The 21,841-nt window shown below is 62.9% G+C and carries 23 protein-coding genes; 12 read left to right on the forward strand and 11 right to left on the reverse strand.

What is annotated here, in order from left to right:
* The first annotated feature begins 25 nt into the window (after positions 1–25).
* Positions 26–1,126 (forward strand): CaiB/BaiF CoA transferase family protein, encoded by a 1,101-nt coding sequence (locus tag QM596_RS24030; protein ID WP_283310071.1) that lies wholly within the window; start codon positions 26–28, stop codon positions 1,124–1,126.
* Positions 1,127–1,185: 59 nt separating this feature from the next.
* Here the strand turns inward: QM596_RS24030 and QM596_RS24035 are convergent, their stop codons facing one another.
* Together QM596_RS24035 and yczR are read right to left on the reverse strand one after the other, a co-directional pair.
* A complete protein-coding gene (locus QM596_RS24035; protein ID WP_042951098.1) occupies positions 1,186–2,289 on the reverse strand; it encodes a class I SAM-dependent methyltransferase in 1,104 nt (367 codons plus the stop codon).
* 47 nt (positions 2,290–2,336) lie between these two features.
* On the reverse strand, positions 2,337–3,812 hold the full coding sequence (gene yczR / locus QM596_RS24040; protein ID WP_019749471.1) for a MocR-like transcription factor YczR: 1,476 nt from the start codon (positions 3,810–3,812) through the stop codon (positions 2,337–2,339).
* Between the two features lie 61 nt (positions 3,813–3,873).
* Between yczR and QM596_RS24045 the strand changes: the two genes are divergently transcribed.
* Together QM596_RS24045 and QM596_RS24050 are read left to right on the forward strand one after the other, a co-directional pair.
* Positions 3,874–4,104 (forward strand): hypothetical protein, encoded by a 231-nt coding sequence (locus QM596_RS24045; RefSeq protein ID WP_021343262.1) that lies wholly within the window; start codon positions 3,874–3,876, stop codon positions 4,102–4,104.
* 45 nt (positions 4,105–4,149) lie between these two features.
* Positions 4,150–4,620 (forward strand): 5' nucleotidase, NT5C type, encoded by a 471-nt coding sequence (locus QM596_RS24050; RefSeq protein WP_092765806.1) that lies wholly within the window; start codon positions 4,150–4,152, stop codon positions 4,618–4,620.
* A gap of 51 nt (positions 4,621–4,671) precedes the next feature.
* On the opposite strand, the gene QM596_RS24055 is transcribed toward QM596_RS24050, so the two are convergent.
* Positions 4,672–5,961 (reverse strand): adenylosuccinate synthase, encoded by a 1,290-nt coding sequence (locus QM596_RS24055; protein WP_097387707.1) that lies wholly within the window; start codon positions 5,959–5,961, stop codon positions 4,672–4,674.
* A gap of 283 nt (positions 5,962–6,244) precedes the next feature.
* On the opposite strand from QM596_RS24055, the gene QM596_RS24060 reads away from it, so the two are divergent.
* From QM596_RS24060 to QM596_RS24070, 3 genes are all read left to right on the forward strand, one after another.
* Positions 6,245–6,919: a hypothetical protein gene (locus QM596_RS24060; protein WP_019749469.1), complete on the forward strand. Its 675-nt coding sequence runs from the start codon at positions 6,245–6,247 to the stop codon at positions 6,917–6,919.
* Positions 6,916–7,686: a site-2 protease family protein gene (locus QM596_RS24065; RefSeq protein ID WP_019749468.1), complete on the forward strand. Its 771-nt coding sequence runs from the start codon at positions 6,916–6,918 to the stop codon at positions 7,684–7,686. The genes QM596_RS24060 and QM596_RS24065 overlap by 4 nt, the downstream gene beginning before the upstream one ends.
* A 70-nt stretch (positions 7,687–7,756) precedes the next feature.
* A complete protein-coding gene (locus QM596_RS24070; RefSeq protein ID WP_020968817.1) occupies positions 7,757–8,245 on the forward strand; it encodes a GNAT family N-acetyltransferase in 489 nt (162 codons plus the stop codon).
* Positions 8,246–8,342: 97 nt separating this feature from the next.
* On the opposite strand, the gene QM596_RS24075 is transcribed toward QM596_RS24070, so the two are convergent.
* Both QM596_RS24075 and QM596_RS24080 read right to left on the reverse strand, forming a co-directional pair.
* Complete coding sequence (locus QM596_RS24075) at positions 8,343–9,581, reverse strand: HNH endonuclease signature motif containing protein (protein WP_283310077.1); 1,239 nt, start codon at positions 9,579–9,581, stop codon at positions 8,343–8,345.
* A gap of 92 nt (positions 9,582–9,673) precedes the next feature.
* Entirely contained in the window at positions 9,674–10,171 is a 498-nt protein-coding gene (locus QM596_RS24080; RefSeq protein ID WP_003944415.1) for a winged helix-turn-helix transcriptional regulator, read from the reverse strand.
* Positions 10,172–10,229: 58 nt separating this feature from the next.
* Between QM596_RS24080 and QM596_RS24085 the strand changes: the two genes are divergently transcribed.
* Both QM596_RS24085 and QM596_RS24090 read left to right on the forward strand, forming a co-directional pair.
* Entirely contained in the window at positions 10,230–11,645 is a 1,416-nt protein-coding gene (locus QM596_RS24085) for an MFS transporter (RefSeq protein WP_030535982.1), read from the forward strand.
* A complete protein-coding gene (locus tag QM596_RS24090) occupies positions 11,642–12,811 on the forward strand; it encodes a thiolase family protein (protein WP_020906649.1) in 1,170 nt (389 codons plus the stop codon). Before QM596_RS24085 ends, QM596_RS24090 begins: the two co-directional genes overlap by 4 nt.
* A 28-nt stretch (positions 12,812–12,839) precedes the next feature.
* Here the strand turns inward: QM596_RS24090 and QM596_RS24095 are convergent, their stop codons facing one another.
* Entirely contained in the window at positions 12,840–13,496 is a 657-nt protein-coding gene (locus QM596_RS24095; RefSeq protein WP_003944335.1) for a class I SAM-dependent methyltransferase, read from the reverse strand.
* Positions 13,497–13,736: 240 nt separating this feature from the next.
* Between QM596_RS24095 and QM596_RS24100 the strand changes: the two genes are divergently transcribed.
* On the forward strand, positions 13,737–14,678 hold the full coding sequence (locus QM596_RS24100) for a DUF808 domain-containing protein (RefSeq protein ID WP_029254756.1): 942 nt from the start codon (positions 13,737–13,739) through the stop codon (positions 14,676–14,678).
* On the opposite strand, the gene QM596_RS24105 is transcribed toward QM596_RS24100, so the two are convergent.
* Positions 14,679–15,629, reverse strand: a complete 951-nt coding sequence (locus tag QM596_RS24105) for a helix-turn-helix transcriptional regulator (RefSeq protein ID WP_133728355.1) — start codon at positions 15,627–15,629, stop codon at positions 14,679–14,681. It abuts the gene before it with no gap.
* 64 nt (positions 15,630–15,693) lie between these two features.
* On the opposite strand from QM596_RS24105, the gene QM596_RS24110 reads away from it, so the two are divergent.
* Positions 15,694–16,158 carry a pyridoxamine 5'-phosphate oxidase family protein gene (locus QM596_RS24110; protein WP_029538588.1) on the forward strand — a complete coding sequence of 155 codons (465 nt, stop codon included), beginning with the start codon at positions 15,694–15,696 and terminating at the stop codon, positions 16,156–16,158.
* Here QM596_RS24110 and QM596_RS24115 read toward each other — a convergent pair.
* From QM596_RS24115 to QM596_RS24125, 3 genes are all read right to left on the reverse strand, one after another.
* A complete protein-coding gene (locus QM596_RS24115; RefSeq protein WP_283310082.1) occupies positions 16,148–17,077 on the reverse strand; it encodes a cation diffusion facilitator family transporter in 930 nt (309 codons plus the stop codon). The two genes, QM596_RS24110 and QM596_RS24115, sit on opposite strands and share 11 nt — an antisense overlap.
* Positions 17,078–17,168: 91 nt before the next feature.
* Positions 17,169–18,314, reverse strand: a complete 1,146-nt coding sequence (locus QM596_RS24120; RefSeq protein ID WP_019749453.1) for an FUSC family protein — start codon at positions 18,312–18,314, stop codon at positions 17,169–17,171.
* The gene (locus QM596_RS24125) at positions 18,301–18,717 is read right to left on the reverse strand and encodes a DUF3151 domain-containing protein (protein ID WP_003944361.1); all 417 of its coding nucleotides are present in this window, start codon (positions 18,715–18,717) and stop codon (positions 18,301–18,303) included. Before QM596_RS24125 ends, QM596_RS24120 begins: the two co-directional genes overlap by 14 nt.
* A 125-nt stretch (positions 18,718–18,842) precedes the next feature.
* Between QM596_RS24125 and QM596_RS24130 the strand changes: the two genes are divergently transcribed.
* The gene (locus QM596_RS24130) at positions 18,843–19,790 is read left to right on the forward strand and encodes an Rv0361 family membrane protein (protein WP_283310084.1); all 948 of its coding nucleotides are present in this window, start codon (positions 18,843–18,845) and stop codon (positions 19,788–19,790) included.
* Positions 19,791–19,869: 79 nt separating this feature from the next.
* Here the strand turns inward: QM596_RS24130 and fbaA are convergent, their stop codons facing one another.
* Positions 19,870–20,907, reverse strand: coding sequence for a class II fructose-bisphosphate aldolase (gene fbaA, locus QM596_RS24135; protein WP_021343256.1), 1,038 nt, complete (start codon positions 20,905–20,907; stop codon positions 19,870–19,872).
* 180 nt (positions 20,908–21,087) lie between these two features.
* Here fbaA and QM596_RS24140 point away from each other — a divergent pair, with 180 nt between their 5' ends.
* A complete protein-coding gene (locus tag QM596_RS24140; RefSeq protein WP_029254751.1) occupies positions 21,088–21,825 on the forward strand; it encodes a VTT domain-containing protein in 738 nt (245 codons plus the stop codon).
* The last annotated feature ends 16 nt before the right edge of the window (positions 21,826–21,841 follow it).

The following is a 21,841-nucleotide window of genomic DNA, read 5'->3' on the forward strand; positions in this document are numbered from 1 at the left end:
GTCACCGTCTGAATTGGGAGTGCGTGTGTCTGCAGAAGCTGTGGAGAAGAAGGGCCCGCTCGCGGGCATTCGGATCGTGGAATTCGCTGGATTGGGACCGGGCCCGCACGCCGCGACGCTTTTGGCGGACATGGGCGCCGACATCGTCATCGTGCAGCGCGCAGGGCAGATTCCGCAGGACTCGAACGCAACCGACCAGATCAAGCGCGGCCGCCGCATCGTCGAGGCCAACCTGAAGGATCCGGACGAGGTCGCCAAGGTTCTCGATCTCCTGGGCCGCGCCGACGTCCTCATCGAGGGCTTCCGCCCCGGCGTCATGGAACGCATGGGACTCGGACCCGACGTGGTGTCGGAGCGCAATCCGCGCCTCGTTTACGCCCGTATGACGGGCTGGGGACAGGAAGGACCGCTCGCCAACGCCGCCGGTCACGACATCAACTACATCTCACTGACCGGTGTCCTCAACGCCATCGGACGCAAGGGTGAACGCCCCGTCCCGCCGCTCAACATGGTCGGCGATTTCGGCGGCGGTTCCATGTTCCTGATCTTCGGCATTCTGTCGGCTCTCGTCGAGCGCTCGACGTCCGGTAAGGGCCAGGTCGTCGACGCGGCGATGGTCGACGGAACCCTCGCGCTCTCGCACATGATGTGGGCATTCCGCGGTCGCGGCGTCTGGTCCGACGAGCGCGGCGTCAACCTCCTCGACACCGGCGCTCCGTTCTACGACACCTACGAGACCTCCGACGGCAAGTACATGGCCGTCGGATCCATCGAACCGCAGTTCTACGCATTGTTGCTCGAGGGCCTCGAACTCGATCCCGCGACGCTCCCTCACCAGATGGACACGTCCAAGTGGGACGACATGAAGACGCTCTTCACCGAAAAGTTCTTGTCCAAGACTCGCGACGAGTGGGCCAAGATCTTCCTCGGCACCGACGCCTGCGTCTCCCCTGTCCTGACTTTCGCCGAGGCTCCGTCCAACGAACACATCGCGGCCCGCGGTTCGCTCATCGAACTCGACGGCGTCACTCAGCATGCTCCCGCACCGCGCTTCTCGCGCACGCCCACCGCGACGCCCGCTGCGCCGGCGCGTGAGGCGACGGATATCGACACGGTCTGGACCTAGGGCCTTCGGCCCCGTGCGCGGTTAAGGAGCCTCAGGACTCTCTAACCACGCACGGGGCGTCAGCCCAACCTGTAGAACCTGAACATCTCGTGCTCGATCGGCAGCACGTCCACCCGCTCGAAACCGGCCGCCTTGGCATAGCTTTCGAGTGTCGAGTGCCTCATCACCGTCCCGGTGGCAACGCTCCCCGGATGCGACAGGCTGTCCGGTAAGCAGCAGGTCAGCGAAAATCCGTACAGCAATTGCTCGATCGGACCCGCCTCTGGATCGAACACATCTGCCGTTCGTTCGTCCATGACGATCACCGGAGCGCCCGGCTGGGCAATCGCCCGAGCCGTGGACAGAAATCCCACCGGATCCGGAACGTCGTGAAGGCATTCGAAAGCGAAGACGGCATCGTAGGTCCCGGCATCGACTCGCCCGGCCTCAGGAGCCTGTCCGGCGACGTCGACCAACGAGAAATGTACTCGGTCGTCCACCCCACGATCGTGGGCGTTACGACGGGCAGCGTTCACCGATGCCGCGTCGACGTCGAAGCCGTGCACTTCGATCTTCGGGTATCCGAGGGCGAGCGCGATCGACGACCAGCCCTCCCCCATCCCGAGATCAGCGACCTGTCCGCCGCCGACAAGTATGGCGTGCAGGTCGGTGACTACCGGCAGGAACTGCTGACAGAGCTGCTGGAGATACATCGGCCGGTTCAGCAGGGCCTGGCCCTCGCGAGCATCGGGGCCCATCGATTCCCACGTGACTCCCCCGCCGTGACGATAAGCGTCGAGTAGACGCGGCATCGACGACGTTGTCGCGACGAACAGCCTCGCCAACGGCGCCAGAAAAAGCAGGTTCTCGTCGTCGACCAGAACATCGGCGTGGGCCTGCGGCAGGCTGTACCGGCGATCGGCATCCGAATTGACGTCCACGTAACCGGCGACGGCCTGCTGCTCGAGCCACTCCCGCGCATACCTTTCGACGGTCCCGGTCCGGTCCGCCAGCTCCGTCGACGTGAGCGGGCCGTGATCGCTCAGCGCGCGGTACCAGCCCAGCCGGTCGCCCAGATACACAGCCTGCAGCTCCGACGCCCCGAGCGTGGCCGCGAACAATCGTTCTGCGAGCGCGTCCGCCGCACTTGTTCCCGCTGCGCCTGTACCGTCTACCGCCGTCATGCCCTACCTCCCGGTTTCACACCACTTTCAGGGTGTGTACCCAGTTCTCAGACGACGACCATTCGTTGGTCTGCCGTGTCGCGATCCGTCGCGAGGGTGTCGTACGCAGCGGCGATGGACGCGACGCCGCGAATGAGGTCCTCGGGAGAACGTGCGTACGGCACGCGGATGAATCGTTCGAACGCACCTTCGACGCCGAAACGGGGGCCGGCGGCAAGGAGTACGCCGAAGTTGGGTGCCACCGCCGCCAATGCCGTCGAAACGGGCGCGGACATTCGCATCCACACCGACATTCCGCCGGAGCCGATGGTGGGACGCCAGTCCGGCAGATGCTCTGCCACTGCACCGAGGAGTACCGCACGCTGTTCTCGCAGAACTTCGCGACGCTGTTCGAGCAACGAGCGGTCGTCGGCGAGCAAGTAAGCGGCTGCCAACTGATCCATGACGGGAGTACCGAGGTCGACCGCGGCACGCGCCCCCACCAACTGGGTGATGAGCGCGGCATCGGCGCGAATCCAACCGACACGTAGCCCGCCCCACAGCGACTTCGCGGTCGAACCGAGCGTCACCACTTCGGTTTTCGCCGCGCCTCGCCCATGTGAGGCGACCGGCGCCGGCGGCGGTGCGTCGAGCCACAGGTCCACCATCGTCTCGTCGACGACCAGAGTCATTCGCGTTTCGTGCGCAATCTTCGCAAGCTCGGCGCGGCCGGAAGAGTCCATGCAGAGGCCGGTCGGGTTGTGAAAGTCGGGAATCAGGTATGCCATTCTGGCAGCGGTTTGCCTTGCTGCACTTCGAATCCCGTCGAGATCCCAGGCTCCGGCCGCCGCGAACTCCGGTCGGACCGGAACCGGCACGGGCCGAGCACCGTTTCGCCGAATCGCTTCCAGCGCATTGGGGTACGTCGGATGATCGACCAGCACTCGCTCGCCGGGTGAGGTGAGCACCGACAGCAACAACCGAAGCGCGTGCTGCGCACCCGAGGTCACCATGATCTGTTCGGCGGTGGTGGGAAGACCCCGCGCCGTGTAGCGCTGCGCGATCACGTCACGCAAGTCGGCGATCCCGACCGGTTCCATCCCGTGCGTGGGCAGGAAGTTCGGAAGTTCCTGCAGCGCAGACGCATACGCCAGTTCGACCTGAGCGGCGGGAGCTGCCATCGCCGCGTAACTGAGGTCGACGACGGGCCCACTCGGCCCCGGTTGGTGGGAGCGGAACATCAACCCGTTCGGCCGCGCGCCGGCGGGCAAAGCCACGGTGCTTCGCGAACCCTGCCGGCTGATCAGATACCCCTCGTCTCGCAGCACCGAGTACGACGACGTGATCGTGGTTCGACTGAGTTCGAGCACCGCCGCAAGTTCACGCTCACTCGGCAGTGCGACCCCCAGCGGAACGCGACCGTCGTGCACGAGCAGGCGGATACCGTCGGCGAGCGCACGGTACGCAGGCCTGCGTCCGGACTCTTCCTGCCAGGACCCCAGATCGCGCGCAAGCGAACGGGCACCGAGAACTCGAGTCATCATGCAGTCCAGTATCGACAACTTGGCTATGTAACTCAATACCAGTCGAGTTGATCATATGTCCATGACTACCTTCGCAACCCTGATCGGCATCGGACTCTTCGTGGCGCTCGTCTACTTCTTCGCGCCCGCCGAAGGTGAAGGTACTTACATTCGTTTGGAGCAGTTTCGCCTGGCAGCACCCCTCGGCGGCATCTTCCACGACAAGACTTCAGACCGCGAGATCAACTCTGTCAGACCCCCGTGCGATTGTGATCAGGGGGAAGAATTCACTGATCTCAGTCCAGTTGCGTAAAACTGGACTCTTTTCGCACTCAGAAAGTCTCCAGAGAGGGTTCCCATGCCGGCTTCCAAAAAGATTCTCTACATCGATCTCGACAACACCTTGGTCAACTTCCAGTCGGGCATCGATCGCCTGACCGACGGCGTCCGGGATAAGTACAAGAACGACCTCGACGAAGCGCCGCACATCTTCTCTCGCATGGATCCTCTCGACGGTGCTATCGACGCCTACCACCAACTGGCGCAGCAGTTCGACACCTACATCCTCTCGACAGCGCCGTGGAAGAACGCCACAGCCTGGCACGACAAGGTTCTGTGGGTCCAAGAGCACCTCGGCATGGAGGAGGGCAGCGTCGCGTACAAACGTCTGATCCTCTCGCACCACAAGCACCTCAATCGAGGCGAGTACCTCGTCGACGACCGCGGAGCAAACGGCGCAGATCGATTCGAGGGCGAGTGGATCAAGTTCGGCAGCACCAAGTTTCCCGACTGGAAGACCGTCACCGCGCACTTGTCGAAGCTGGCTTGAAACACGAATCCCCGCTCCTGCTTGCAGGAGCGGGGATTTCGAGGGAACGAACTAGCGGACGATCTCGCGCCGGACGATCGTCTCGTCGCGGCCGGGACCGACACCGATGCAGGAGATGAACGCACCCGAAAGCTCTTCGAGCCGAAGCACGTAGTTCTGCGCATTCTGCGGCAGTTCCTCGAAGGTGCGAGCCTCCGAGATGTCTTCCCACCAGCCTGGCATCTCTTCGTAGATGGGCTTGGCGTGGTGAATGTCGCTCTGCGACATCGGCATTTCGTCGTGGCGGACACCGTCCACCTCGTACGCGACACAGATCGGCACGGTGTCGAGGCTGCTCAACACGTCCAGCTTGGTGAGGAAGTAGTCGGTGATGCCGTTGACGCGCGTCGCGTAACGCGCGATGACAGCGTCGAACCATCCCGTACGACGAGCGCGTCCGGTGGTGACACCGACCTCGCCGCCCTGCTTCGCCAGGTATGCGCCGTGATCGTCGAACAGCTCCGTCGGGAACGGACCGGAACCGACACGCGTCGTGTACGCCTTAAGGATTCCGAGCACCGTGGTGATCTTGGTGGGACCGATGCCCGAACCGACCGCCGCACCACCCGAGGTGGGGTTGGACGAGGTCACGTACGGGTACGTGCCGTGGTCGACGTCCAGCAGAGTGCCCTGCGAACCTTCGAGCAAGACGGTCTCGCCGCGCTCGAGGGCGAGGTTGAGCTCCAGGCGCGTGTCCGAGATGCGGTGCTTGAAACCCTCGGCCTGCGTCAGTACCTCTTCGACGACCTGCTCCGGGTCGAGTGCCTTGCGGTTGTAGATCTTGACCAGCACCTGGTTCTTGAATTCGAGTGCCGCTTCGACCTTCTGGGTCAGGATCTTCTCGTCCAGGACGTCCGCAGCACGGACACCGACACGGGCGATCTTGTCCTGGTAGCACGGGCCGATACCGCGGCCGGTCGTGCCGATCTTCTTCGCTCCCAGGAAGCGTTCGGTGACCTTGTCGATGGCCACGTGGTACGGCATGATCAGGTGCGCATCAGCAGAAAGCAGCAGGCGGGACGTGTCCACGCCGCGCTCTTCCAGGCCTGCCAATTCGGTCAACAACACACCCGGGTCGACGACGACACCGTTACCGATGACGTTGTTGACGGCGGGGGTGAGGATTCCGGACGGGATGAGGTGCAGTGCGAACTTGTCACCGTTCGGCAGAACCACGGTGTGTCCGGCGTTGTTACCGCCCTGGTATCGCACGACCCACTGAAGCTGCTCGCCCAGTAGATCTGTAGCTTTGCCCTTACCTTCGTCGCCCCACTGGGCGCCGATCAGGACGATTGCCGGCATGACGTTGTCTCCTACGGTCGACGTGCAGCAGTTGTCCCGCCGCATTGGTACTGCCTGGCTTCCGCGCACATGATGCAGCGCCGAACTGTTGCAGTGACCGAAGGAGCAGTCTAGCCCAGAGCACCAGACCAGACCTGACGGTCCAGAATTTGGCCGGTGACCATCACGATTGCGAGTCGACACAGAGACTCGCACTAAGATCGTCGGCAGTGATTCGGACGGCCATTTCGGGGAAGGGTGGCGAGGTCCCACTACCCGAGAAGAAGTCTTGATCGAGCTAGGAGTGGCTTTGACCCCTGTGGTGCTCAAATGTGGCGATTCGCCGGTTCCACTCCCCCTGGGTGAACTCACGTCGTTCACTGTCCCTGAACTTCCGGAGAAGCAGGACTTCGACGAGGCCCTGTCCCAACTGCAGGTCGTCACGGAGCCTCGCTTGATCGTCGTGGGTAACGACGGCGCGTTTGCCGCGGCATTGACACGGTTGATGCGACTGGAGCGACTCAACGTCGAACTCGCCTACGTCACCGAGAACAGGTCCGACGCAACCGACGCGTACAAACTCGCAACCGGTGCCCGGGCGGCGCGCACGGCGTTGAAAGGCACAGTCCACACCGTGCCGCTCATTCGCGACGACGCCGGAATCGCGCTGGTCGGTGCGGCAACTGTCACGGGTCCGGCCGATGCCGCCGAATTGATCGGCGAGGCGTATGTCGACGACAACAAGCTGTTCTCCGGCACAGTCCCCGGTATCCGGATTGTGCCGAGCCCCAAGCTCCCGGGGATCAAGGCATCGGTCGACCGCAAGAGTCGCTGGAGCGGGCGACGCTGGCTGGAAGGACGAGCGATTCAGCTGGGCTCGCCGGCAGCGCGCCTGGTTCGCGACGGGGTAGCCAACCCACGCGATCTCAAGCGTTCGACCTTCTACCGGCACGACAAGACTTGGTTGTTGGTCAGGTGAGAACCGGAGCAGCACGGTCGGCGGTTCGTCCGAGCCCTGTCTTCCTGGGCGTAGTTGCGATCACCGTCATCGCCGGAGTTGTCGCCTGGAACTCGACGTGGGGTTCCATCGCGGGCCGTGCGGGTGTTTTTGTCCTCGTGGTCGCAGGCTGGGTGGTCACGCTGTGCTTGCACGAATTCGCCCATGCATATCTGGCGTGGCGTCACGGAGACACCGACGTCGAGGCTCGTGGTTATCTGACGCTCAACCCGCTCAAGTACAGCCATCCGATGCTCTCGATCGGTCTGCCGGTGCTGTTCATCGCCTTGGGCGGCATCGGGCTTCCCGGCGGCGCCGTGTACCTGCGCACCGGGATGTTCCCGCCCAAGGTGCAGGCGCGAATATCGCTCGCCGGTCCGTTCACGAACGCCGTCGCCGCGGTAATTCTCCTCGTCGTCATACGTACGTACGGCTCATCGGCCGAGCATCTGACGTTCTGGGCCGGCCTCAGTTTCCTGGCCTTCTTGCAGGTCATGGCAACAGTTTTGAACCTGCTCCCAGTCCCCGGTCTGGACGGTTACAACGCACTGGAGCCCTACCTCGCACCCAACACACGGCACCAACTCGACCAGTTCAAGCCGTACGGACTGCTCCTGCTGGTTGCGCTCCTGTTCGTCCCACAGATCAATGTCGTCTTCTTCGACGCGATCTACTGGATCTTCGAACTGAGCGGTGTGTCCGACTACTACGCCATGCTCGGTAACGCCCTCATGCGTTTTTGGACGTGATCGAGTGCACTGGAGGAGACTCGTGAGAGTCTGACATTTCAGACATTCATTCTTCTTCAGGAGAGCATCGATGATTGCGACGTCATTTCAGTCCGGCGGAGTGGAGTACACCCTCACGCGGGCCGAGATTCGACACGTGGAAGCACTGATCGACTTGCTCGCCGACGACCCGATCGGGAGCACCCGGGAGACGACCAACCCCGAGGCCCGAACGATCTACGAGGACGCATTCAAGCGAATCGACGAGGATCCGGCGCAACTCCTCGTCACCGTTCTGGTCGGTGACGCGGTAATCGGCACCATGCAATTGACCTTCATTCCGGGTATGAGCCGAATGGGGGCGACACGACTGCAGATCGAAGCTGTTCGCGTCCACGAGGATTACCGGAGCAAGGGCATCGGCAGTTCGATGATCCGTTGGGCCTGCGAAGAAGGTGCCCGGCGCGGCGCGTTCCTGGCGCAGCTCACCTCGGATCAAACTCGCAAGGAAGCCCACGACTTCTACGAGCGACTCGGATTTGTCGCCTCCCACATCGGGTTCAAGAAGTCGCTGAGCTGACACACAGCCACCCAGCCAACCACCCAGACTCCCAAACGCGGGCTCGAGCACCGGGGCATGGTTGTGCCCCGGTGCTCGCGTCTCGAGTTGTTTCACTTCAGGCTGCTGTCGGTGGGCTGTTCCCGCCGATCGGCTGCTGATACGGATCAACCGACATCGGCGGATAGAACACCGTCTTCCGATCCGGGCCGATCTCCACCCGCCACTCCGTGTGATGCATCGTCCGATGATGATGACCGCACAACAAGATCAGGTTGTCGAGATCCGTTGGGCCACCATCACCCCAGTGAACAATATGATGAGCATCGCACCACCCCGACGGAGTCCCACACCCCGGAAACGCACACCCGCCATCACGAACCGCCAACGCCCGCCGCTGCGGCACCGTCGCCGTTCTCGCTTCCTTACCGCACTCGAGCGGAACACCATTCTCATCCAGGAGGATCCGGGTGACGGTGCAGTCGCACGCCAGCATCCGGGCAGTGTCGAGACTGATCGGCCCTACCCAATCCGTCCACGCAAATCCCAGCTCCTCGGTGGACGGCAACAGGTCTTTCAGAACTTTAAGGTCCGTCATGTCTTTCGCCGATGCGGTGACCGTGATGTGTGGTTTCACCCCGCCTTCGACCGGGCCCAACCCCGCCCCCTCGTAACGGCGCAACAACTCGCAAAACCCGTCCGCACGCCGTAATGCCGGAGTACGCGTGTCCTTGACACCGTCCTTCTCCGGCGTCGGAGCCGACAGGCTCGACAACAACGTGATCAACCGTGCCCCGTTGACCGCATCCAGATCACCCTTCACAGACACCCGCCCGTACAAGCCTTTCGAGGCGTAGAACTCATTCCGCTCCGAATCTTCCCCGACCGGAACACCGTCCTCACGCTTGCCATATTGCTTCTCGATCCGCCGAATCGCCGCCCGCACCGCATCACAATCCGCAATGTTCTTCGACGCCAACCCCAACAAGATCCCGCGAGCCTTATCCACATCCGCCAGGGTCATGTTCTTCGGCGGATGCTGACAAAACGACGCCACCTGACGCGCCTTCAACGCATCCACATCACCACGATGAAACGCATCCGCGACAACAGGTTCGAGCATCAACAACCGCGCCAACCCGACCAGCAGACTGCACTCACCGATCTCCAAATTCGTCGAACCATGCAACCACTGCGCGATCGCCCGAAAACCCTTCCCCCCGAGAACCTCACGGGAAAACATCTCCACGATCAACAACACCAACCGCGACTGCAACTCGTGCCGGACACGCACCAGATCCAGAACCTCACACTTGAGGCCCTCGCCATCCAGCTGCCACGCATCCCGACTGTTCATACCCAAAGTTTAATCGAACATACTTTCGAGAACCAGAGCCAAAGCGGACAACTTCGAGAAGATCTACACTCGAGAGCTGTTGAGATGCATTGCTATTCGCGCAACCGCCGACGCGATTCGTTGACAGAGACTCGCAACTCCCCCAAAGGCACTTCACGACCCGACTCACTGCGCACCTCGACGCGAACACGCTCGCCAGTGGCGTCGTCCGCCACCTCCAACGGTCCACCTTTTCCGCCGTGCAGATACTTGTCCCCCCACTGCATCAGCGCAAGAACCGCCGGCAGCAGGTCACGACCCTTCTCGGTGAGCACGTACTCGTGCCGCGTCCGCTTTCCAGGTTCCTTGTACGGCACACGCTCGAACAGTCCCGCCTCAGTGAGTTCTTTCAGCCTTGCCGACGCAACCGCCTCGGTGATGCCGACTCGCGACGCGAAGTCGTCGAAACGCGTTGTGCCGTAATAGGCCTCTCGCAGAATGAGCATCGCGGACCGGGTGCCGACCACTTCCATCGCCCGCCCGATCGAACAGTGCGTGGCCCGCCAGGCGTCGCGATCTTCGAGCACTCCGGTCAGTCGTACAGCGTCCATGCAATTCACCATACCCCCTGGCTTGCCATAACCATAGCCAGAGTCTAGATTGCTGACTATGGAACTTCATAGCCAGCCAGTGCGGACTGGGCCGCTCCTCGCAATTCTGTCGGGAGCGCCGTTTGTCGCCAGCCTCGATCTTTTTGTGGTCAACGTGGCCTTCGGCGACATCGCCAAGAGCTACCCGGGCCACTCACTCGGCGAGTTCAGTTGGATCCTCAACAGCTACGCGATCGTCTACGCCGCGCTTTTGATCCCCCTCGGACGCTGGGCGGACCGGATCGGGCACAAGCGCGCCTTCATCGCCGGCCTCGCACTGTTCACCCTCGCCAGCGCCGCCTGCGCTTTCAGTCCGTCATTGTGGGCACTGGTGGCATTCCGCATCGTTCAGGCAGTCGGCGCCGCAGCGCTCACCCCGGCCAGCCTCGGCCTCCTGATCAGTGCACTCCCGGCTGCGAAACGTCAATCCGGCGTACGCATCTGGGCGGCAGCCGGCGCGGCCGCTGCGGCATTCGGCCCCGTCGTGGGCGGTATTCTCGTCGAGGCGTCGTGGCGCTGGGTCTTCCTGATCAATGTTCCAGTCGGGATCGTATTGCTCTACTTCGCAGTCCGACTCGTCCCGGATTCAACACACAAGGACTCCGATGCCGGGATCGACTTCGTCGGCGCCGCCCTCCTCACCGTCGGAATCGGCTCTCTCGCGCTGGCACTCGTCCAGGGACCTGATTGGGGATGGACCGACAACCGCGTTCTGATCGCCTTCGCCGTCGCCGTCGCGACCCTACTTTCGTTCTGGTGGAGCAACTCTCGCCATCGCACTCCGTTGATTGCTCCCGATCTTCTGAAGATCCGCTCCTTTGCCTGGTCCAACGTCACCGCCATCTTGTTCAGCGCGGCATTTGCTGCCGGACTGCTCTCGAACATCCTCTGGCTGCAAGAAGTTTGGGGATACTCGGCATTGCGCACCGGTTTCGCCGTCTCGCCGGGTCCGCTTCTGGTTCCGCTGTTCGCGATCGCCGGTGGATCGCTTTCGCGCAAGTACTCGGCGGGACGCGTCGCCGCACTCGGCAGCCTTCTGTGGGCAGTCGGAACCGTACTCGTTCTCGTCTCGGTTGATTCGACGCCCAACTACGCGACCGGACTCCTGCCGGGCTGGATCATCGCCGGGATCGGTGTCGGCCTTGCCCTGCCGACCATTCTGTCGCAGGCCACGGCGGATCTTGCACCTGCCCGATCGGCCACCGGTAGCGCAATCGTCAGCATGAGCCGACAGATCGGAACCGTTCTCGGCGTGAGTGTTCTGATCGCGGTTCTCGGCTCCTCCGTCGACCCCGACACCTTCCGCCAGGCCTGGTGGGTGATCTTTGCCGTCGCGCTTGTGTCTGCCCTGGCATCGCTGGGAATGACGCCTGCGACCACACCCACCCCAGTTGTCCCTGCTGAATCCGCCATCCCTGAAAGGAATTTGTCATGAGAGACGCAGTTATCGTCGAAGCCGTTCGCACTCCGATCGGCAAGGGAAAGGCGAACGGCGCCCTGCACGGCATCAACGCCGTCGACCTCCTCGCCCACAGCCTCAAAGCGGTGGTCGAGCGCACCGGTATCGATGCCGCGCTGATCGACGACGTCATCGGCGGCGCGGTCAGTCAAGTCGGTGAACAGAGCCAAAATGTCACTCGCACTGCCCTTCTCGCCGCCGGCTACCCCGAGTCGGTACCGGGAACCACCGTCGACCGACAGTGTGGAAGTAGCCAACAAGCAGTTCATTTTGCTGCTCAGGGCGTTATTGCCGGCGCGTACGACATCGTTGTCGCTGCCGGAGTCGAGTCGATGAGCCGAGTCCCGATGGGCTCGAGCAGCGTCGGGCGCGAGTCACTCGGTGTAGGTTTCGAAGAGCGTTACCCGGACGGACTGGTACCGCAGGGCATCAGCGCCGAATTGATCGCTGCCAAGTGGGGACTGAGCCGCACCCAACTCGACGAGTTCTCGGCGTCAAGTCATCGGAAAGCCGCGCTGGCAACCGAGAGTGGTTACTTCACCAAGGAACTCGCCACGCTCCCGCAACTGTCGGTCGACGAGGCCGTCCGCCCCGGCACCACGGTCGAGACCCTTGCCGGCCTACGGACCGCCTTCGAATCCGACTACTACGCCCAGCGATTCCCACAGATCGACTGGTCCATCACCGCGGGCAACAGCAGCCCGCTTTCGGACGGCAGTTCGGCGGTGATGATCACGACCAGTGAGATCGCCGCGAAACTCGGCCTCACCCCGAAGGCACGGCTGCACAGCTTCGCTGTCGCCGGCGACGATCCGCTGTACATGCTCACGGCGGTCATCCCGGCCACCGAGAAGGTCTTGGCCCGTGCGGGTTTGACGATCTCGGACATCGATCTGTTCGAGGTCAACGAGGCCTTTGCTCCCGTCGTCCTCTCGTGGGCAGCAGACACCGGCGTCGATCTGTCCAAGGTGAACGTCCACGGCGGTGCCATCGCACTCGGCCATCCGCTGGGCGGCAGCGGAACCCGGATCATGACCACTCTGGTCAACGCTATGGAACAGCGCGGCGCGCGCTACGGACTCCAGACCATGTGTGAGGCAGGTGGGCTGGCCAACGCAACCATCCTGGAGCGCTTGGGCTGAGCAATCACCGCTGGACGGCACTCGGACACTAGTGACCGAGTGCCGTCCATTCGGGATCCGGCTTGCGCGCAACGACCCGGAACACGATTCCACCCCGTCCACTGCGCTGCACCTCGTCGATCAGGAAGCCTGCGTTTTCGAGGTATCCGACCGGTTCGCGGGTGAGGTGATCGGCACCGAACCGTACAGAAAGCGGTTCGACGGCCTTCATCAGCGCCCGTACAACCGTGTTGGTGCTCGGCCCGTGCTCAGCGAGCACGAATCGACCACCAGGCACCAGCACTCGAAATGCTTCGCTGGCAACTCGGTCCGGATCGGGGATCGTGCAGAACGCGTAGGTGGAGACCAATGTGTCCACGCATTCGTCAGGAACATCGAGTGCTTGCACGTCTCCGAGTCGTAGGTCGACTTCGGTCTTCACTCCCTCGGAGACCTTGACCCTGGCCTGATCGAGCATCGCAGTCGAGATGTCCACGCCGATGACGTAGTCGACGTCGTCCCCGTAGAGAGGCAGGTTCAGCCCGGTGCCCACGGCAATTTCGACCACGCGCCCATGCGCCTGATCTACTGCCCATTTCCGGGCGTCACCGAGCACAAAGCGCTCGAAGCGCCCGATCTGTCGGTCGTAGTGCGCCGCCATTGCGTCGAAAGTCTTGGCGACCTGTGCAGTGTCTGGTTCACGCATAGTGCCCCGTTTCGATCGATCTTCTGTGCAGTCTTACACGCGAGCACCGGGTCGGGAAGACCTTTCGTGACGAAGAGCGACCGGCCGCGCGACGCAGTCCCTGACGGATGACCCCGGTATCGTTCCAGGTGACCTGACCTCACCAACGACCATCATGGATAGAGACCTCGTGCGATCAAGTAACTGCGTCACCGGATCGGTCCGGCCACCTTTTTCCACTGATTCCACTGGAGGTCTGTGATGGCCGGAGGACTCTTCGCCCTACTCGACGACGTCGCAGCCCTGGCTCGTATGGCTGCCGCCTCGATCGACGACGTTGCCGCCGCAACCGGTAAGGCTACCGCCAAAGCGGCAGGCGTCGTCATCGACGACGCAGCCGTCACGCCGCAGTACGTCCGTGGGCTCGCGGCCGAACGCGAGTTGCCCATCATCAAGCGCATCGCCATCGGATCGTTGCGCAACAAGCTGCTGATCATTCTTCCGATCGCTCTGCTGCTGAGTCAGTTCCTCCCCTGGCTGCTGACGCCACTGTTGATGGTCGGCGGCTGTTACCTCAGCTACGAAGCGGTTCACAAGATCTGGGGTGCAATTTTCGGCCACGGCGACCACCACGAGACCGCTGACGAGCATCCCCGCGACGAAGAAGCAGTGGTTTCCGGTGCCGTCCGCACCGACCTGATCCTGTCCGCCGAGATCATGGTGATCGCACTCAACACCATCGCGGGCGAAGGTTTCTGGAGCCGGTTGGTGATCCTTGCCGTCGTGGCGGTCGTCATCACCGTGGTCGTCTACGGCGTCGTCGGACTGATCGTGAAGATGGACGACATCGGATTGAAGATCGCCGAGACGTCGTCTGGCTTCACCCACAAGGTCGGCCGAGGCCTCGTTCGCGGCATGCCACACGTGATGTCAGTGCTCTCGGTCGTGGGTACCGCCGCGATGCTGTGGGTCGGTGGCCACATCTTGTTGGTCGGCATCGACGAACTGGGCTTCCACCCGCTCTACGACGCCGTTCATCACGGCGAAGAAGCAGTCAGTGACATCGCCGGAGTCGGCGGGGTACTGGCGTGGATCGTCAACACACTTGCGTCGGCGGCACTGGGTCTGGTGGTCGGCGCCATCATCGTCGCAGCTCAACTGGGTATCACCCGCCTGCTCGCAAAGCGTTCTGCAACGGCCTAGTCACTGCGAGTTGTGGCGGAGCACCATCTGCTCCGCCACAACTCGCAGTCCTTCACGCAACGACCGTGGCTCGAGCGCTTCGACGTCCGCTCCCAAACCGATCAACTGCGAGAGCGCGACAGCTTCGCTCTCGAGTTTCAGCTCGGCACTCACCCATCCGTCGTTGTCCTCTGGCCCCACTTCGACGGCAGCGGCAAGCTCGCCCACCACATCGGGGAGCCGGCGCCTGCCCTCTGGTGACAACCGCACGCGACACTCGAAGCGAAGCAGCGAACGGTCGAACTCGGCCATCGACGCCGCCCACCACGACGGCAGGTCGAAATCCACCGGCCGAGTGAACGAATCATCTTCTACCACGGCATTTTTGATGCGCCCGACTCGAAACGACAGCGTTCGACCGTTCATCCCCGCCACCAGATACCAAACACCGGCTTTGATGACCAGACCCAGCGGTTCGACCGTCCGCTCGCGATCGCGATAGGCGAAGCGCAGTCGACGCGAGTCCAGCACAGCGGATGTGACGATCGGAAGCGCAGAGATGTCGTCGACGCCGCCGAACCAACCCGGAACGTCCACGAGAATGCGGTCCTGCCACAGTCGTGCACTCTCGCGCAGGGGACCGGGCAGGGAGCGGAGCAGTTTGGCCCCCGCCGAACCGACGGCGTCGGATCGCCCGAGATCTGCAGCGATGGACGGCACGCCCAACAGCATGAGTGCGGACGTCTCGTCGTCCGTCATGCCGGACAGCTTGGACTGCCAACCGTCGAGCAGACGGATGCCACCACCGGGGCCGCTCTCGGTCCAGATCGGCACGCCGGCAGCCGACAACGAGGCCACGTCGCGGTAGATCGTCCGCACCGAAACGCCGAACTCTTCGGCCAACTGATCGGCGATAACGCCGCGACTCCCCTGCAAACGCAGCATGAGTTGGAGCAACCGCGCGGATCTCATGGACCGAACATTACCGAGAATCACTGACAGAAGTTGTCAGGAATAGGGGTGCACAATGACCGTCATGGTCACTTGGAAGCAGTTCTCCGAAGAAGTACCCGCTCTTGCCGTCGCGGTCCAAGCACGATTCAAAGCCCACAAGCATCACGTCCTCGCAACGCTGCGCAAGGACGGTTCACCGCGGGTCAGCGGCACCGAAGTCGAAATCCTCGACGGGCGTCTGGTGCTCGGTTCGATGTTCGGCGCACTCAAGGCGAAGGATCTCATCCGTGACGGGCGCTACGCCCTACACAGCAATCCCGGTGAGCACACCATGGAGGGCGGCGATGCGAAGATCGCCGGAATCGCACGCGAGGTGACCGGCGACGAGTTCGAAGCCGTGCTCGCAAGCTACACCTACGAGGTTCCGAAACCTCTGCACCTCTTTGTCCTCGACATCGACGAGGTGGTGCACACGACGGTCGACGACGAGCACATGTACGTCGATCTCTGGAAGCCGGGCAAGGAGATCACCCGCTTCACCAAGTGACGTTCTTCTCGCAATGCTCGCCGTTGGCACACGATTCCACCTGAACGGTGGCGTGGGAAAGACCGTGACTCTCGAGGACGGTGCGCGCGGATTCCAGAACGTTCGACGAATTCGCGTCACTGGTCAGGTGGACCGTCGCGACATCCATGCCGGTGGTGAGCGTCCAGACGTGTAGGTCGTGAACACCCATCACGCTCGGCAGCGCCGCCAGGTCGGCCTCGACCGCTTCGACGTCGACGTCGGCCGGCGACGCCTGCGTCAGAATGCGCAGCGATGCTGCGGCCAGTTTGATCGCACGCGGCACCACCCACAGCGAGATGAGAACACCGACGACGACGTCCGCCCACGTCCAGTTGAACAGCAGGACAAGGCCACCGGCGATCAGAACTCCGACGCTACCGACGGCGTCTGCAAGCACTTCGAGGTAGGCGCCACGCACCGCGAGGCTGTCCTTGGAATCGCCGCGCAGCATCAGCATCACGACGATGTTCGCGGCCAGACCGGCGGTCGCAGTGATGATCAGGGCGCCGCCCGGGATCTCGGGTTCGTTACCGATGCGGCCGATTGCCTCGTAGAAGACCCAGGCGGCGACGGCCAGCAGCATCACGGCGTTGGCCATGGCGGTCAGCACTTCGGCGCGGTGCCAACCGAAGGTCCTGGCCGCGGTGGTGCTGCCCTTCTTCGCGAGCAGCAAAGCCGTCAATCCCATGGCCATGCCCACCACATCGGTGAGCATGTGGCCGGCGTCGGCAAGCAGCGCCAGCGAGTTGATCAGAATGCCGACCGTAGCTTCGAGTACGAGAAATGCAACGAGGATCGCAAGCGCGATCGCCATTTTCTTGATGCGTTGCGGTGACGGCCCTACTCCGACCGAATCTGCTGCCGAGTGGCCGTGTGAATGGCCGTGCCCTGCTCCCATTTGTCCTGTTCCCTCCCAAGTCCTTCTCAGAGCATATGCATACATTCGCATACATACAATGAGTTGCTCAGTGAGCGGGAAAAGGCAGAGGTCAGTGATCCGGCTCGTACGCCGGGTGCGGCACAGTGGGCGGCAGAGTGGCGATCGACGAGATGCGCTTCATGCCTGCTACCTGCAAGAGGTCGACGACCAGCGATCGAATCTGGGCAAACACCACCGTCGAGGACAGGCCCGCGTTCTCGACTATCGCCGGTTTCAGTTCCTTCGCCACCGAGCGCAGGACGCGCGCTGCCTCGGCCTGATCAGGCTGCTCACCCGGCTCCGCCAGGATCATGTCCTTGAGAACTTCGACGGCTTTCGACAAGCGCTCGACCTGAGCCACCAGACGAGGATCGAGGATCTCGTCGTCCCTGACCAACGTCAACGAACGACGCGCGAGCACTCGAATGTTGCGCATCGCGTTGTCGATGGGATCGGCTGTCGCCATGAGCCTTTCGAGGCGCGGTCGACTGTTCCAGTACAGCGGGGAGATTCGGCTGATCTCGCGCCCGCCGAGAAGGTTGCTGCGCAATCCGTCGATGGCACCCTGAGTAGCGCGCGCCTTCTGCAGCGCCTTCACGATCGGGTCCGGATCGTTCGCGACGAGGCCGTCTGCCACCAATTGCAGTACCTCTGACGCTGTTCCGAGAATCGATGCAGCGTCCTTGCGTGCGCGTCGCACCGGGTGCGTGGGGATGATCGCGACCACCGCGATGCCCACCAAACCACCGACAAGGGCGTCGATCATGCGATCGGGCCCGCCGCTGCCGCCCGGTGGGATCAGCGTCGCCACCAGCACGGCCGAGTTTCCGGCCTGCATGGAGAAGATCGGCCCGCTGTTCAGTAGCACCGCGACGGACATCGCCAGCACGACAACCAAACTGATCTGCCAGGGTCCGCTCCCGATGCCGGAGATGATCAGGTCACCGATTCCGATACCGACCGTGACACCCGCAACCAACTCGAACGAACGTCGTAGTCGGGCGCCCAACGACAGACCGAGCGAGACCACGGCGGCAATCGGCGCGAAGAACGGCGCATGGTGCCCGATCACCGTAGTGGCAACCCACCACGCCAATCCGGCCGCCAAGGCACATTGAATGATCGGTAGCGCCGACGTCTGAAGCCGACGCACCGATTTGCGAGCCCGGTCCTTGATACCGGCCCGGCTCGGACGGAAACTGCTAACCGAGGCCAAGCGCTTCGGCGGCGTTGGGATCGCAGTCTTCGAGCAGATCTAGGCAACGCGCGTACTCGTCGGCCTCACCGATCGTCTTCGCGGCCTTGGCCAAGACAGCGACGCAACGGAGGAATCCGCGGTTCGGTTCATGGCTGTAGGGCACAGGACCGAAACCCTTCCAACCGTTACGACGCAGTTGGTCGAGTCCGCGGTGGTAGCCGGTACGCGCGTAGGCGTAGGCAGTGATGGTTTCGCCCTTGTCCAGGGCAGCCTCGGCGAGGTAGGCCCACGCGATGGAGGCAGTGGGATGGTCGGCCGCGACCTGGGCCGGGTCAGCGTGGTTGAGCAGTGCCGATTCCGCCTCGTCGTCGCCGGGAAGCAGAGTGGGCTTGGGTCCGAGCAGGTCACCGAATTGGGTCATGCGCTCATTGTGCCCGCTACGCCTTTCTGCCACAGGACCGCCTCGCCGACGGTCGGAGTTATGCCCGGTACATACCGGTCGTTACCCTGACATGGTCATTGCCGCATAAGACCGAAGGGTTACCCGTGCCGGACTCGAAAGACGACAACTCGAAAAAGAGCGCAGCCCCGAACGGTGCGCCCGAGAAGTCGGCCCCGACCGAACCTGCGACTGTGGCGATCCAGAAGGCAGACAAGAACTCGAAGGCGGACAAGAACTCGAATGCGGGCGGCGACGCCAAAGCCGCCAGCGCGCCAACCGTCGCGATCCCCAAGGCAACTCAGGCACCCACAGCAACACCAGCAGAAACACCGGCAGCAGCACCGACACCCCAGCCCGAGCCGGAGCCCGCCACCGTCGCGATTCCGAAAGCCTCGCAGCCGACACCGCCACCCCGGCACGCTCCAACCCCGCCGCCACCGCCACAGCGCTCCGCGCCTCAACCGCCACAGCGCTCCGCGCCTCAACCGCCACAGCGCTCCGCGCCTCAACCGCAGCAGCGCGCCGCACCTCAACGTGTGGGTGTCGCAGCGACCCCACCGCCGGCCCAGCCGATGCCGACTCGCATCGAGCCTGCCGCGCCGGAAAAAACCAAGCGCAGCGGCAAGGGCTGGTACATCGCGGCAGCAGCGGCCGGCGTCGCCGTCCTCGCGGCCATCGGCATCGCAGTCTTCGTCTCGTCCAACAGCGGTAGCGGCGAAAGCTCACCTGAAGCCCAGGTTCAGACCGCCATCTCGACGTACGTCGATGCTCTTCAGACCGGCGATCTGGCGACGCTACGAACGTCGACGTGTGGGGCGCTGGGCGAGTACTACCGCACCATTCCGGACGCGGCGTTCGCTCAGGTCCACGACAATGCCGTCGCTCAGAAGACGATCCCACAGGTCGGAGCCGTCGATGCGGTGCGCATCACCGACGACACCGCGATCGCGCAGGTCCAGGCAAGTTTGCCGAGCACCGGCGAACAGTCGTGGCGCACGTTCGACCTCGAGCGCCAGGACGGCACGTGGAAAGTCTGCGATCCCAGCAAGTAAGCACCTGAACAGAAAATGCGCGCCGACGAGAAATTCGTCGGCGCGCATTTTGTTCTGTGAAGCGCAGTTGTGAAGCCGATCAGCCTGCGGACACCGAGCGTCCGGCCGACTTCAGGTCGTTGCACGCCTCGACGACGCGAGCCGTCATGCCTGCTTCGGCCTTCTTGAGGTAGCTGCGCGGGTCGTATGCCTTCTTGTTTCCGACCTCGCCGTCGATCTTGAGGACGCCGTCGTAGTTGGAGAAGAAGTGTCCGGCGATCGGACGGGAGAACGCGTACTGGGTGTCGGTGTCGACGTTCATCTTGACGACGCCGAAGTTCAGCGAATCCTCGATCTCGGACTTCAGCGATCCCGATCCACCGTGGAAGACGAAATCGAAGGGCTGCGAGCCTGCGGCCAGGCCGAGCTTGGCAGCGGCGACCTTCTGGCCCTCTTCGAGAACCTCGGGCTTGAGCTTGACGTTGCCCGGCTTGTAGACGCCGTGGACGTTGCCGAAGGTGGCTGCGAGCAGGTACTTGCCCTGTTCGCCGATGCCCAGAGCATCGACCGTCTTCTCGAAGTCTTCACTCGAGGTGTAGAGCTTGTCGTTGATCTCGGCCTCGACGCCGTCTTCTTCGCCGCCGACGACACCGATCTCGACCTCGAGGATGATGCGTGCAGCCTTGGAGAGGGCGAGCAGTTCCTTGGCGATTGCCAGGTTCTCGTCGATCGGGATAGCCGAGCCGTCCCACATGTGCGACTGGAACAGCGGGTTACGACCGGCGTCGACGCGCTCCTGCGAGATCGCGAGCAGCGGACGCACGTAGGTGTCCAGCTTGTCCTTCGGGCAGTGGTCGGTGTGCAGCGCGATGGTGACGTCGTACTTTGCCGCGATCACGTGTGCGAACTCGGCGAGCGCAACAGCGCCGGTGACCATGTCCTTGACGCCCAAACCGGAACCGAACTCGGCGCCGCCCGTCGAGAACTGGATGATGCCGTCACTGCCGGCGTCCGCGAAGCCCTTGATGGCTGCGTTGATGGATTCGGAGCCGACACAGTTGATGGCGGGGAAGGCAAAGGAATGCTCCTTGGCCCGACCAAGCATCTCGGCATAGACCTCGGGAGTTGCGATAGGCACGGCGGGAGTCCTCCATATACGTGTCGTTCGGAGCGCTCGGCGATGTGAAAGCGCTTCGTGTGGTCCTAGCAGTATGGCAAGTCCGACTCGTCACGTCTCTTTGCGGTCTCGGCCGCCGCCACCGACGCGATGACCTGCGGTGGTGGGAAACACTCAGATTCGGCCGGTACTCTGGCCCCCGTGAATGTGCAGGCAGCAACTGAATCCGTGACGAACCTGGCCTTGCTGCCCGGCTTCCTCGATCCCGTGAACCTCTTGAATTCCTTCGGAACGTGGGTTCTGGTGGGACTGCTTCTGGTGGTCTTCATCGAATCAGGGCTGCTGTTTCCGCTCTTGCCCGGCGATTCTCTGCTCTTCACCGCAGGGCTGATCGCGGCTTCCAAGTCCACCGAGATCGAACCGTTCGCGCCGCTGTGGGTGCTCCTGGTGACGATTCCGATCGCCGCGATTCTGGGTGACCAAGTCGGGTTCTACATCGGCGCCAAGGGCGGAACTGCCCTGTTCAAGACGGACGACGCGCGGTTCTTCAAGAAGAAGTACATCGACGAGTCGCATGCCTTCTTCGAAAAGCACGGCCCGATCACCATTATCCTGGCGAGGTTCGTGCCGATCGTGCGTACTTTTGCACCGGTTGTCGCGGGCGCCTCGAAGATGAAGTACTCACTGTTCCTGACCTACAACATCGTCGGCGGCATCCTGTGGGGTGCCGGTGTGACTTTGCTCGGCTACCTCCTGGGGCAGATCGAATTCATCCGCGACAATGTCGACTACATCTTCATCTTGATCGTCCTGGTGTCGGTTCTGCCGATCGTCTTCGAAATCGGAAAGCGAATTCTGGCGTCGAGACGTGGTGAATCGGCGAATACTTCCACTACGGACAATTCGACGGTGACAGTCCCCGAAGACCCCACCCCCTGATTGCAGAACGAGGCGA

This window comes from Rhodococcus sp. IEGM 1406 (assembly GCF_030056745.1).
GTDB lineage: Bacteria > Actinomycetota > Actinomycetes > Mycobacteriales > Mycobacteriaceae > Rhodococcus_F > Rhodococcus_F erythropolis.